Source organism: uncultured Turicibacter sp. (assembly GCF_938044715.1).
Classification (GTDB): Bacteria; Bacillota_I; Bacilli_A; order MOL361; family Turicibacteraceae; genus Turicibacter; species Turicibacter sanguinis.
In genome coordinates this window covers 18,189-31,272 of sequence record NZ_CALIOS010000043.1, presented here as the reverse complement: position 1 = coordinate 31,272, position 13,084 = coordinate 18,189, and the positions used below count along the sequence as shown (strand labels likewise).

12 protein-coding genes are annotated in these 13,084 nt (G+C 34.0%); 2 read left to right on the top strand and 10 right to left on the bottom strand.

Features of this window, described 5'->3' with window-relative positions; translation table 11 throughout:
- The 5 genes from QWC74_RS04325 to QWC74_RS04305 all read right to left on the bottom strand — a co-directional run.
- A partial coding sequence (locus QWC74_RS04325) for an HAD family phosphatase (protein WP_288993932.1) occupies window positions 1-637 on the bottom strand: 637 nt, incomplete at its 3' end.
- Window positions 638-886: 249 nt separating this feature from the next.
- Complete coding sequence (locus QWC74_RS04320; RefSeq protein WP_006783295.1) at window positions 887-2,221, bottom strand: hemolysin family protein; 1,335 nt, start codon at window positions 2,219-2,221, stop codon at window positions 887-889.
- 131 nt (window positions 2,222-2,352) lie between these two features.
- On the bottom strand, window positions 2,353-2,802 hold the full coding sequence (locus tag QWC74_RS04315) for an N-acetyltransferase (RefSeq protein ID WP_006783296.1): 450 nt from the start codon (window positions 2,800-2,802) through the stop codon (window positions 2,353-2,355).
- 12 nt (window positions 2,803-2,814) lie between these two features.
- Window positions 2,815-4,140, bottom strand: a complete 1,326-nt coding sequence (locus QWC74_RS04310; protein WP_006783297.1) for a sialidase family protein — start codon at window positions 4,138-4,140, stop codon at window positions 2,815-2,817.
- A 294-nt stretch (window positions 4,141-4,434) separates the two neighbouring features.
- On the bottom strand, window positions 4,435-6,537 hold the full coding sequence (locus QWC74_RS04305) for an RNA degradosome polyphosphate kinase (RefSeq protein ID WP_288993931.1): 2,103 nt from the start codon (window positions 6,535-6,537) through the stop codon (window positions 4,435-4,437).
- A gap of 220 nt (window positions 6,538-6,757) precedes the next feature.
- Here QWC74_RS04305 and QWC74_RS04300 point away from each other — a divergent pair, with 220 nt between their 5' ends.
- A complete protein-coding gene (locus tag QWC74_RS04300) occupies window positions 6,758-8,233 on the top strand; it encodes a Ppx/GppA family phosphatase (protein WP_006783299.1) in 1,476 nt (491 codons plus the stop codon).
- Between the two features lie 911 nt (window positions 8,234-9,144).
- On the opposite strand, the gene QWC74_RS04295 is transcribed toward QWC74_RS04300, so the two are convergent.
- Window positions 9,145-10,851 (bottom strand): oleate hydratase, encoded by a 1,707-nt coding sequence (locus QWC74_RS04295; protein WP_006784259.1) that lies wholly within the window; start codon window positions 10,849-10,851, stop codon window positions 9,145-9,147.
- A gap of 211 nt (window positions 10,852-11,062) precedes the next feature.
- On the opposite strand from QWC74_RS04295, the gene QWC74_RS04290 reads away from it, so the two are divergent.
- Complete coding sequence (locus QWC74_RS04290; RefSeq protein WP_006784260.1) at window positions 11,063-11,317, top strand: hypothetical protein; 255 nt, start codon at window positions 11,063-11,065, stop codon at window positions 11,315-11,317.
- A 70-nt stretch (window positions 11,318-11,387) separates the two neighbouring features.
- Here QWC74_RS04290 and dhaS read toward each other — a convergent pair whose 3' ends face one another.
- The 4 genes from dhaS to QWC74_RS04270 form a co-directional block, all read right to left on the bottom strand.
- Entirely contained in the window at window positions 11,388-11,957 is a 570-nt protein-coding gene (gene dhaS, locus QWC74_RS04285) for a dihydroxyacetone kinase transcriptional activator DhaS (protein ID WP_040763893.1), read from the bottom strand.
- A gap of 268 nt (window positions 11,958-12,225) precedes the next feature.
- A complete protein-coding gene (locus QWC74_RS04280) occupies window positions 12,226-12,639 on the bottom strand; it encodes an aldo/keto reductase (RefSeq protein ID WP_288993933.1) in 414 nt (137 codons plus the stop codon).
- Window positions 12,600-12,875 (bottom strand): aldo/keto reductase, encoded by a 276-nt coding sequence (locus QWC74_RS04275; RefSeq protein ID WP_262942093.1) that lies wholly within the window; start codon window positions 12,873-12,875, stop codon window positions 12,600-12,602. The genes QWC74_RS04280 and QWC74_RS04275 overlap by 40 nt, the downstream gene beginning before the upstream one ends.
- On the bottom strand, window positions 12,785-13,045 hold the full coding sequence (locus QWC74_RS04270) for a hypothetical protein (protein WP_039931100.1): 261 nt from the start codon (window positions 13,043-13,045) through the stop codon (window positions 12,785-12,787). Before QWC74_RS04270 ends, QWC74_RS04275 begins: the two co-directional genes overlap by 91 nt.
- Window positions 13,046-13,084: the final 39 nt, after the last annotated feature.

Here is a 13,084-nt window from a genome sequence, read left to right as displayed (position 1 = left end):
CCATTAGCTTCATCATTAATTCTTTTGTTGGATTAATCGCATATGGTGTTCCAACATGATGGAACATTGTTAAATCCCCTGTCGTATCTCCATAGGCGTAGCTTTGGCTTAAATCAATATCATACTTTTCAACTAACTCACGAAGTGCTTTTTGCTTACTAACCGCATCCCACATTGGAATCACTTCACCATTATATCTTCCTGCTTCATCCGTTTCATAAATCGTTCCTCTGAAATCATCCATTTTATATTTAGTCGCCATTTTACTAACTAATTCAATTGGCGAACCTGAAATAGCAATCACAATATGACCTTGCTCCTTGTGCCATTTCATACGCTCACGAGAAAATGTATAAATACGATCACCTTTTTGGTTAATGACTTTTTGTGCAACGTGATCGATATGTTCTTTACTAACTCCTAAAATAGCTTGTTTATAAGCATCGACCATCTTCAATAAGTACTCATCATAGTCTCCTTCACGTCGGTCCCATTTTAAATAGACGGGCTTGACTTCGTTATGCCAAACATCTTCTTCAATTAATTCATATTTAATAATTTTTTTAAAAACCTCCGTAATTAACCCTTCTCGATAAATCGTTCCATCTATATCAAAAAATGCTGCAATTTTAGTCATAAAATGACCTCCTGTCTTTTTAATTATATTTCATTTTAGTACTAGTCTTCCCAAGGTATTTCGACTATTATAACAAAAATGAATCAATAATGAAACCTTTATTTCATGATACGTTTATCTCCCAAAAATTTTTAAAAATTTCACCTTTATCTTTAAAACGCTTACATAAAGTGTATCATATTTTATAGATGAAGAAAATAAAAAAAATCTCCTAACACTTTATTTTGAAAGCTATAGGAGATTTTTTTATTATGCACTAATTTTTTCTACCGATTCAGGAAGTAATACCTTTACTTTCTGGATACGCATTTCTTGAATCTGATCAATTTTAAAGACAATATTTTGATATTCGATGACTTGGTGATCTTCTTCCGTTGGGATATAACCGATTAAATTAATCAATAATCCACCTAACGTATCATAATCTTCACACTCTTCGTCTAATTGTAAATGTAATCTTTCATTTAAATCCCTAATACTAATCAATCCATCGACTAAATACGTTTCATTATCAATTTTTTTGATGTCAGGTTCATCTTCATCGTATTCATCGTTTATATCCCCCATAATTTCCTCAATTAAATCCTCTATCGTAACAATTCCTGAGAAACCACCATATTCATCAATTAAGACAGCTAAATGATGTTTAGATTTTTGAAGTTCTTTGAATAGCTGATCAATATTTTTTCGTTCTGGAATCAGATAAGGTTTGTGCATAATCTGTCTAATATCCACATTTTCAAACCCTACTTTGTAAGCTTCCATAAAAAAGTCTTTCATGTACAAGACACCAATAATATTGTCGATATCTCCTTCATAAATCGGAATACGAGAATACTTTTCTTCTAATAATTCATCAATATAAGTTTCGAGAGGTTGGTCGATATTAATTAAATAGACTTTGGTTCGAGGAGTCATGACTTCTTCAGCTAATTTATCATCAAACTCAAAAATACTATTAATCATTTCTTTTTCAATTTCATTTATGACCCCATGCTCCTGTCCCGCTTCAATTAATGACTTAATTTCTTCACGAGAGACATTTTCCTCAAGGTCATCACTATTCATTCCGCTAATTCGAATTAAACAATTAGTGGATAACGATAATAGCTTAACAAACGGTCTCGTTAGCTTAGAAATCATAACAATCGGTTTAACAGCGAACATAGCAATCACTTCTGATTTTTTTAGTGCCACCCGCTTTGGATATAACTCTCCAAATACTAGCGTAAAATAAGATAAAATAAGCGTCACCACAACCAAAGAAATTTCCCCTGCATAAGGAATTCCTATCTGCATCAGCTGTTTTCCCATTATATCTGAAATTCCAGTTGCAGCTGAAGCACTAGAAAAGAATCCAGCTAACGTAATTCCAACTTGAATCGTGGATAAAAACTTATTTGGTTCATCTAACAACCCTAGTAATAATTCTGCTTTTTTATTTCCTTCATCTGCGAGCATTTTAATCCGATTACGATTTAAAGAAACAATCGCCATCTCAGCTGAAGCAAAAAAAGCATTTAAAGCAGTTAACACTCCAATCAAAATAAACTGTGAAATTAAATGACTCGGTTCCGGGTCCATCTCTATACTCTCTCCTTTAGATTTAAAATTTATAGATATTCTAGCATGTTTGAATCTAAAAATTAAGATATAACCCATTAAATTCCACAAAAATTACAAAAAGACTATCTTAATTTCGCATCAATTCTATTTTATTTTATGAGCTCAACTTCCATAATGTAACGAGTTTTTCCTATCGCTTTTATCACTTCAAAACCAAATGATTGATATAAAGAAATGGCTCTCCTATTTTGAGAAAACACATATAAAAAAAGATTTCGTTTTCTCTGTTTTGATTGTGTCAAACAATCTCTTAAAACTTGACTTCCAATTCCCTGTCCACGATAAGTTTCTAAAATATATAAATCATCTAGCTCCATTTTGCCATCTTTATCATGCAAATAAAAATACCCCACTTTATTCGTTCCTAAAAAAATAACTTGGTAATCTTGAATATGGGTTTCAATCTTTTGATATACCCACTTTAAAACCTGCTCATAATCAATGATTTTAATATCCTCATATTGATCGATTAATTGTTTATTTAACTCAAAAATGGAGGGAATATCTTCCTCTTGCGCTGCCTGATAAATTAACTTCATTTTAATCTCCCCCTATCCAATTTCTGTTACTGGTGGCTCAACATATTCAACAAACTCCCAAGTCATTCCTAAATCATTTGATTTAAATTTAGCCATTAATCGTCCGCCTTTATAATCACTATCTGGTCCTTGTCCAACCATTAAATATAATTCATCATTTTCAAAGTATGGAATTTCAGGTTGAACAAATGGTGTAAGTCCATCAACTTCAATGACAGGTAGATTAATTTCACTGTATATATAACCATTATCCGTGCGATAAAAGTTTGTATCAGCTCCCTCTACAACAGGATATGTAAAAAATCCAATCGTTTCGGTAATAAATCCCGCTGCTTGTAATAAACTCGTGCGCGGAGTAGAACCAAAATATTCCCACGTTATACCACCATCTACTGTTTTAAAAATAGCTTGTGCCTCCTGAGACATTGTTCTTCCAAAAGCCGCCACAACATATCCAACAGATGAAGTCGGAAAACTTATAAATTTCACACGAACACCTGAAACCTCAGAACTTATGACACTCGTCTGCCAAGACTGTCCTTGATCATTCGAATAAATTAATTTTAATGGAGAAAATCCTTTTTCCTCTGCGTTATAAGCTCCTCCAAAAACAAAAGCTGTTTTATTTGGAGAAATCAAATAACTCCCCTCTTGGAGCTTATTATAAGATGAATGTCCATCCGAAACCTTAACTAAAGTTTCTAAATCTATCGGTACCTCTACCCACATCTGCCCTCCATCATAACTCACATAACATTTTTCATTATCAATTTTGTACGTATACATGGTTTGTGTATATGGAATCTCCTCAATAAATTCTTGCTCATACTCATCTTTTTCCTGTTCTCCACTTTCATAGTAAATCTCGGCATCATATGGTGCCCGACGTCCAACTCGAGTGATGATATATGTCTCCTCTTGTGCTACACTTTCCTTCAACCATAAAACCCACTGACAATGAATCTCACCCTTTTCTTCAAATCCTTCAAAGGCTAATGTTAAATCCTGATTCTTTACTCTTGGAGAAATAGTGAAATCAATTTGCACGACCGGGTTATCTCCAGTCTCTAATGTCGTATACGACTTAACTTCATATCCCTTAATCTGTTGTTTAACAGGAATTAAAAAAGATTCATACCCTTCCATATATGATTTAAACCAGACTTGAATCATCGATTCTAGATTATCCCCTCGATGAACGACAATCTCAGTGCCTACAGGTTCTATCATCGGCACAGTTCCCCAAAAATAAAACCCAATAGCACTTAATATTAAACATCCAACTAACCCGAGCGCAACCACAAGGCCTTTATCTTTGTGCCATAAATTTTTAAACATCTTTCCACCCCTTTACAAAGTAATCATATCGCTAAACTTAACCTGATTCAATCATTACTTTTTATTCCTCTCTAACAGGAAAAAGATTATTGATATTTTGAGTATGAGACTATTAAGCAAAATCCGTTCCTCACCCAAATTTCTATATTAGCGTGAAACGTTTAGCCACCAAAAATTTAATGCCATTTATATATATAATAAACGTTAAAAATGACTCAAAGAAAAAAGGAGATATTCCACTCGATATCTCCTTTTTCTTATTCTCCATTTAATGAAAAAGATGCTCAAATTGATTTATTTCGTTCTACCTAGTGGTTCGACTGGAATCAGTCTTTCATAACGTTTGGGGTTTGACTTTGAGCCTTTCATCAACTTCACCATCTCAGACTGAGCGTGTACTTGATGTAATTCATCCTGAACTCTCACATAACTTCCATCTGCTTGGAGTTCATAAGCCTTCGTATTATCTTGAAGATATAACTCTAAAATCTTCTTCATTTGTTCCAAAATTTCTTTATCTTCAACAATCCCCATTGTCTCAACCCGTTTACTTAAATTGCGATACATCCAATCTGCACTCGAAATATAAACTTCTTCATTTCCATCATTATAAAAATAATAAATACGACTATGCTCTAAATATCGACCCACGATACTTCGTACCGTAATATTTTCACTTAACCCTGGAACTTGTGGACGAAGTGAACAAACACCACGCACAATCAACTCAATTTTCACACCTGCCTGTGAAGCCTCATATAGCTTTAAAATCGTTTGCTTATCATATAGCCCATTCATCTTCGCAATAATCTTAGCCTCTCTCCCCTTTTTCGCATGTTCAATCTCACGATTAATTAACTGCTCAAACTTAAGACGAAGCTTATGAGGGGCAATCGTAATTTTTTTCATCTCATGTGCAGATGCATAACCTGATAACATATTAAATAAAATAGACGCATCTTCCCCAAACTGCATATCAGATGTCATAATCCCAATATCCGTATAGAAATTAGCTGTTACATCATTATAATTTCCTGTTCCAAAATGAACATAGCGCATCAATCCTGTTTTCTCTTTACGAACGATTAATAAAATCTTACAATGTGTCTTTAATCCAATCATTCCATAAATGACATGACATCCTGATTTTTCAAGTTTCTTTGCCCAATGGATATTATTTTCTTCATCAAAACGCGCTTTTAACTCTACTAAAACAGTCACTTGTTTCCCATTCTCAGCAGCCCGTGCTAATGCTTCAACAATCGGTGAGTTTCCACTGACGCGATATAGCGTTTGTTTAATGGCTAAAACTTTCGGATCATCTGCTGCCTTTTGAATCATCTTAACAATAGGATCAAATGATTGAAAGGGATGATGTAACAAAACATCTCGTTCCTTCAGCACTTGAAATATATTCCGTTCCTTTAATTCAGGAATATAAAGAGGTTTTAATTTTTCAAATCTTAACTCTTCATAACCTTTAATTCCAGACAATTTAGATAAGAAGGTTAAATCAATTGGCCCATCAACACGAAACACATAATCCTCTTCAATCTCTAACTCACTTTCTAAAATCTCAATCATTTCTCTCGGAGGAGCATCCTCTATTTCGATTCGAATAATCTCACCCCACTTACGTTGCTTTAAAGATTGTTCAATGGTCTCTAATAAATCTTCAGCATCCTCTTCATCTAAATGCATCGCTGCATTTTTAGTAATTCGGTAACATGATGAATGTAAGACATAATGACTACTAAATAATTCAGACAGTTTTGCCTTAATCAAATCTTCTAATAATAAATGATAAATGCCCTCTTCACTTGGTACCCTAACAAGTCGCGGTAATACAGATGGAACCTGAATGGTTGCAAAAACTAAATCACCATCTAGTTTCTCTTTAAGTAACAATCCAATATTCAATGTTTTATCTGAGATAAGTGGAAATGGTCTTGCTTGATCAATCACCATCGGCGTCAAAACAGGATAAATTTCATGACGATAATAGTCATCCATCTCTTTTTTAGTCTTTTCATCTAACTGTTCATACGTCACTAGATAAATTCCTTTATCTTTTAAACTTTCCATTAACAAATCATAGGTTTCATATTGTTCTTTTACTAATTGCCGAGTCTTTTCTAAAGACTCTCTCAATGTCTTATAAGGTAATCGTCCTGAAATATCTTCACTCACAACACTGGCTTGACACAAATCATACAAACCGGCAATCCGAACCATAAAAAATTCATCTAAATTAGAACTGACAATAGATAAAAATTTAATTCGTTCTAATAAAGGATTTTGACTATTTTTCGCTTCTTCTAATACCCGCTGATTAAATTTAAGTAAACTTAACTCTCGATTTAAAAAATGACTCGGTTGATCCATCATCAGTGTCATCTCACTACCTCCCAATCATATCGTGATTATTATTCATTCCTAGACAGACATTACTACTAAATATGACATTAAATGTTAATTATCTGTTATATTTTTGTCTATTTTTCATTAATCATTCACCTTAATGAGTTTTGACGAAATCTTTCGCAAATATTTGTTATAATATATAATCATCAGACAATTAACTTCATTAAAATCAAATAAAAAAGGTGTGATTCATTTGAAAAAACTAGGTATTATGGATATTGGATCAAACTCTATCAAATTATTAATTGCCAATCTTTATTCTGAGCGTTATTTTGATATTACTTATGAAAAAAAAATTCAGTTTCGAATGGGTCAATTTATCGATTCCAAGAAAGATTTAACAACTGAGGGATTTTATAAATTAAGAGATATTCTAAGCTACTTTAAACACATTTGTGAAGTAGAAGAAGTAACTGATATCAAAGCAATTGCTACCGAGACAATGCGTCGATTAAAAAATTCAGAAAACATCATTCATCAACTTCAACATCAGCTCCATATCACGATTGAATTAATACCTGGTGAACTTGAAGCCTACTATGGCTATTTAGCGACTCACCACACCATTGATTTATCAGACTATCTACAAATCGATATTGGCGGTTCAAGCATGGAAATTGTTCTCGTTAAACAAAAACAGCTCATCCATGCGATTAGCCTACCACTTGGAGCAATCATCACCACTAAAAATTTTGAATTAGATTCATCACTCACCAAAGATAAAGAGAAATTATTTAATGCTCATATGAAACAAACCTTTGAGGAAATTAGCTGGTTAAAAGATGCCATCCATCTTCCAGTCATCGGAATTGGTGGCACCATTCGTACCATCAGTAAACTCTATCGAAATCGAATAGGAGATTCTTTAAAGTTACAACATCAGTATCACCTATCTGACACTAACCTTGAAGAAATGTATCAGTTATTAGCTCCATTAACTTTAAAAGATCGTCAAGAGTTAAAAGGACTTTCTAAAGATCGAGCTGATATCGTATTAGGATGTTTAATGACAATAAGATCACTTTTTAATTACATTGATTCAAAATCATTAATTATTAATCGCTACGGTATTAGACAAGGTGTTATCTTTAATCAACTGAACATTCCACCACAGTCAGTCCTTGATTACTCACTATCAAATCTTTTATATCACTATCGATTGCCAATTCATCATAATGATCGATTAAAGCAGTCATCCATCACTTTAGCGAATCAACTTCAGATAAACGATTTATCATCCACAAACATTTTAAAAGCCAGTAGTAAATTGTCTGACATCGGGCAAATTATTTCATACCAAAACAATTCAAAACATACCTTTTATCTCTTGATGAACATTAGCATCAATGGACTCAATGTCAAAGAACAATTAATGACAGCTTACACAATACGTGCAGGCGAAAAATATAATCTTAAAATAGAACCTGAACATCAAATGTTACTATCAACTGAAGAATTTGAACACTGTAAAAAACTAAGTTTGATCGTTCAACTCTGTTCTTACTTAAATGCACTTAAATCAGAATTTAATTCAATCGATGTATCAGAAGAGACTATCAGTATTAAATTTTCTAAAACCATTCCAAGCCCATACTTAATCCGATTAAATCAATTATCCACACTATACCTTGAGCAATTTAATCGACCATTAAAATTAATCATAATTTAACCTTAAAAGAGAAGCCTCTGATGAGTGCTTCTCTTTTTTTAGTCTTATTGAAACAAAAGGAGCTATCTTCTAAGAAGATAACTCCTTTTGGCTTTAGTTAAGAGATTAGATAACTGGAAATAAGTAAGATTGGATTAGAACATTTAATAAAAGTAAATCTCAATAAAAAGATTGAGGTTATTTTTCACTTTATAGCTTCAAGACGCAACCCCTCTAGAAAGTTATTAAAGATAATTTCTACTAAGTATCTAGACTTTATCCCCCAGCAATTGAGGAGTGTTCGCTTCCCTCACTGCTGGCCCCCCCATCTTATCCTGCGTTATTAATATTTCAATCCGAGTAATCGAGGATTAGAAATATTTAATGCAGGGCTATCTATCAATCTAGCTTCAAAACACAACTCCTCTAGGAAGTTATTAAAGATAACTTCTACTAAGTACCTAGACTTTATCCCCGGCAATTGAGGAGTGTTCGCTTCGCTTACTGCCGGGGGCCCCCCATCTTATCCTGCATTATTAATATTTCAATCCGAGTAACCGAGGATTAGAAATATTTAATGCAGGGTTATCTATCAATCTAGCTTCAAGACGCAACTCCTCCATATATCGCCCCAACTTAGTACGTAGAAATCTCCCCATCTATAGTGGAAACCTGCTTCGCAGGATGGGGCTCCCCGCGTCTTTTAGCTTTTTAGATGGTCTAATTGAATGATATGAAATTTAGACCATCTTATCCTGCATTATTAATATTTCAATCCGAGCAACCGAGGATTAGAAATATTTAATGCAGGGTTATCTATCAATATAGCTTCAAGACGCAACTCCTCCATAAAGTTCTAGCCACGCTTGTGCTTTTCAAGCACTAAGGTGACTTTAAACTTTTGCTCGGAGTTAAACGCATCTCTTAGCTTTTTATCTATAAGATGTTTTTAGTGCATTTTTTAGTACTTTTGGGTTCTTTTTGAATGGTGTTACTGGACAGATTTCTTTTTCGTGATAGTTCATTAGTGTATAAACGGCCATGCGTGCAGCACGAACTGAGAATTCCTCTGTAAAGACCATATCTTCTGGAATTTCAACATATTGACTAATCATTGCAAAGTTAGTTGAGCCTACTGGAACAACTTGAGGACGATCAGTCATTTTACGTGGTTGGAATTGTGAAACGATATATGGCATCATACATGGAATGACATTCACGACTGAATCCATAATTTCATCCATTTCATCTTCAAAATGTAAGTGGTGAATTAATTCATATAATATCTCTTCCCCTGTACACTCGCGCATTGGTTTTTGAACATAATCTCCAACTTTATCTGTGTATAATCCATATCCCCAGAAAATTGTTGTATCCATTGGTTGATTTTTAAAGTGTGGTTGTGCAGCCACTACAATACTCATTAGCCAGTTTGAATCTTTAAATGTCATTAAAGCTCCGCTACCTGGAATATTTCCTGAGAATTTCTCAATCATTTTCAATAATTTATTCCCTTTACATGTAACCGTAAAGCTTTCCCAATTTGTCTCTTCAGGATTTCCAAAGAAAGGTTCTGGATTTCCAAGACCCGGTTTTTTATCTGCAATTTTAGACCATAATTCACCTGAAATTGGGTTTTGTGGTGCATATTCTGGAGCAGTATTTAAATCACCAAGCGTTGCGCAATCTGTCATACAACCATTTGTCATAATACATAAATCCTCAGGTTTTAACTCAATCACTTCTTCACCATTTGCCGTTTCAATATGAATTGCTGTAGCAGTAATACCTTCTCCTTTAGCGAAATCAATATCGGTTACCACAGCATTGATACTGAAATCAACGCCATGTTCTTCTAAGTAAACTTTAAGTGGTAAAATAACTGATTCATATTGATTATATGGCGTACGTGTTACCCCTTCTAATGTTTCAATACGTGAAAATTCAAAAATCATACGTTCCATATATCGTTTGAATTCAAATAAGCTTGACCATTTTTGGAATGCAAATGTTGTCTGCCACATATACCAGAAATTCGTTGTAAAGAAGTGTGGTGTATGAGCAAACCATTCTTCAATTGTCATATCATCTAACGCTTCTTCTGGTGTTACCATTAATTTACCAAGCGCTAATCGGTCTTCCGTATTGAATCCCATACTTGTGACATCTAAAATCGTTCCTTCTTTATCAATTAAACGGGCCTGAGCATGCGTTGGATGTAAATGATCAAAATTTAAGATTTCTTCTGTCACACTCATATGAGGCATATCAAGTGATGGAATTGTTGAAAATAACTCCCAGAAGTTTTCATACGTTTCCTCATTTAACATACGCCCTCCACGGCAAATAAATCCATTACTAACATCACCGGCTCCATCATTACTTCCGCCTAAAATATGCATTCCTTCAATAATATGAATGCGATTACCTGGTAACTTGCAATCTCTAATTAAATAAGCAGCACCTGCTAAAGAGGCGAGTCCTCCACCGACAAAGTAAACGTCACGATTAACATCAAGTTCTAAATTTGAACGATTACCTTCTTGTTTCATTTCATAATATTTTCTAGCACCGTAAATAGCAGCTGAAGCGGCACCAGCAAATGCTGCCCCTTTGACTAAATTAGATTTTTTACTCATGGATTATAACCCCCAGTATTTGTTTTGTTCACACTGTTAATGTATCACTAAATTTCTAAAAATAAATTAGACAAATTAACCGTTTTGTCCAAATACTAGACATCCATATAACATTGTCTAAATACTAGACAGATAGGCCCTTTTGTCTATATTCGTAATCTCTAATTTTTCATAAAATAAATTATAAAATTCATTTAAAGTAGGCGATATCATGTCCTTAGATCAAAAAATAAAACAACGTTTATTCGAAACAGCTTTCAAACGTTTGACTCGCCATCAAATAAAAAAAACAGATCGTACAGCTCGCAATATTCTTGAAGCCTTACAATTGCTCTGTGGAAGAGAAATCACAGAGCCTGACTTAAATTTAATATACCATGAATTACGCCTTCGCCTTCAACATCATGAAGCACCTGATGTTACACTAGCGTGGTTACTTCACTTATTAGAGGCCTATCAATCCTAATGATTTACTTTTTTAAAATCGATTTTCTCTTTAACTAAAAAATAGTTCTTGAAATCTCAAGAACTATTTTTTAGTCAGATGCGGCACTCATATAACGATGATAAGCCAACTTTTCACAATTAATGGCAATATATTTCAAATTCATGGCTACTAGTTTAGGATCTTCTCTCATTCCACTTTTAACCCAAGAAATAATGGTACCACATACCCCGTGGGCAAAAAAATGAGAAATAAACGTTTCATCTTCCGGCTGTACGGTATGAGACTCATCTAATTTTTCAATTGCTTCTTTAAATAAAGTCGCCGTAATATTAAATAGATACTCTGTCATACCACGCTCGTCACAACTAATGGTGCTATAGTAAAACGATTGCTCTTTCTTCATCAACACTAATAAATCCTCAACTTTTAAATACCAATTTTCAAAAGTCACCCCTTCCATTAAAGGTGCAAATCCTTCCTGATAATAAATCCAATTCACTAACTCATACTTATCTTGAAAATGATAATAAAAAGTCTGACGATTAAGTCCACATTTTTCCGTAATATCTCGAATGGAAATCTTATTAAAAGGCTTCTCATCCACCAGTTCCTTAAGGCCCGTCGCAATGGCTCTTTTTGTAATTAATGCATCTGACATCTTTAAACCTCTCCACCATAGACTCTTTTTATTTATCATAACATCAATTGACATTTTGATAAATATTAAATATACCTCATTATCCCTTGTCTGTGTATCAGCAACAAGGAGATTAACTGCAGCTTTTAAATGATTCATCAATTTCTTTCTACTAAATTACAGACCCAATAAAAAGAAACACGCTCCCATCATTTTTTAACCTTTGTAAAACTTGTTCAATAGACTTCTTTTTTAAAGAAATAAAAAAAGCTCAGAAACCATCTGAGCTTTAAAAATCTGTTGTATCTAGATTGCGTGAATAGCCGACACATCCTGTTAAATTTGCAATCAGTTCCATATCATAAGAATCGAATTTAAAATCAAAAACTTGCGCATTCTCATCAATTCGAGCATAATGAACCGACTTAGGTAATGGTAAAAATCCCATTTGCAAACTCCAGCGAATACAAATTTGCGCGACACTTTTTCCATACTTCGCTGCCAACTGTTGCCTCTCATGAACTTCAAAAATTTTTCCAGTCCCAAGCGGACTATAAGCTTCAAGTAATATTCCAAGTTCACGACAATACTTCACAACCTCCTCTTGAGTATCCCCAGGACACAATCGAATCTGATTGACCATCGGCACAATCGTTGCTGTTTTTAATAACTCCTCAATAGGGTGAGGAAGAAAATTACTAATACCAATGGCACGAATTTTCCCAACAAGGTAGAGCTCTTCAAATGCTTTCCAAGTCCCAACATTTGCTTCTTGTCAATAATGACGATGTATAATGGGATTAGCCAGTGTATTAAATATAAATCTAAATAATCAAGCTCCAATTCTTTCATCGTTTTATCAAAAGCTGCCAAATTTTCTTCGTACCCATGATCAAAATTATTAAGTTTACTCGTAATAAATAAGTCTTCTCGTTTAATACCACTGCGTGCAATAGCAGCTCCGACACTATGTTCATTTCCATAAGCTGCTGCCGATAACCTAAATGAAGGGCTGTTGTAACAGCATCTGCTGCTTCTTTCCCACTTTTAGCTTGCCATGTTCCAAAACCAATGCACGGAATGAATCCCCTGGCGATTGCTAAAAGCAATCTAATCCTCCGCTACTAGGGTATAAAACACCATTAGAT

Bases quoted from the DNA above. Each gene is read 5' to 3' on its own strand.
- QWC74_RS04315 (WP_006783296.1), bottom strand. From the start codon at position 2,802: ATGAAGTTAATTTATCAGGCAGCGCAAGAGGAAGATATTCCCTCCATT.
- QWC74_RS04305 (WP_288993931.1), bottom strand. From the start codon at position 6,537: ATGACACTGATGATGGATCAACCGAGTCATTTTTTAAATCGAGAGTTA.
- QWC74_RS04295 (WP_006784259.1), bottom strand. From the start codon at position 10,851: ATGAGTAAAAAATCTAATTTAGTCAAAGGGGCAGCATTTGCTGGTGCC.
- QWC74_RS04320 (WP_006783295.1), bottom strand. From the start codon at position 2,221: ATGGACCCGGAACCGAGTCATTTAATTTCACAGTTTATTTTGATTGGA.
- dhaS (WP_040763893.1), bottom strand. From the start codon at position 11,957: ATGTCAGATGCATTAATTACAAAAAGAGCCATTGCGACGGGCCTTAAG.
- QWC74_RS04310 (WP_006783297.1), bottom strand. From the start codon at position 4,140: ATGTTTAAAAATTTATGGCACAAAGATAAAGGCCTTGTGGTTGCGCTC.
- QWC74_RS04290 (WP_006784260.1), top strand. From the start codon at position 11,063: ATGTCCTTAGATCAAAAAATAAAACAACGTTTATTCGAAACAGCTTTC.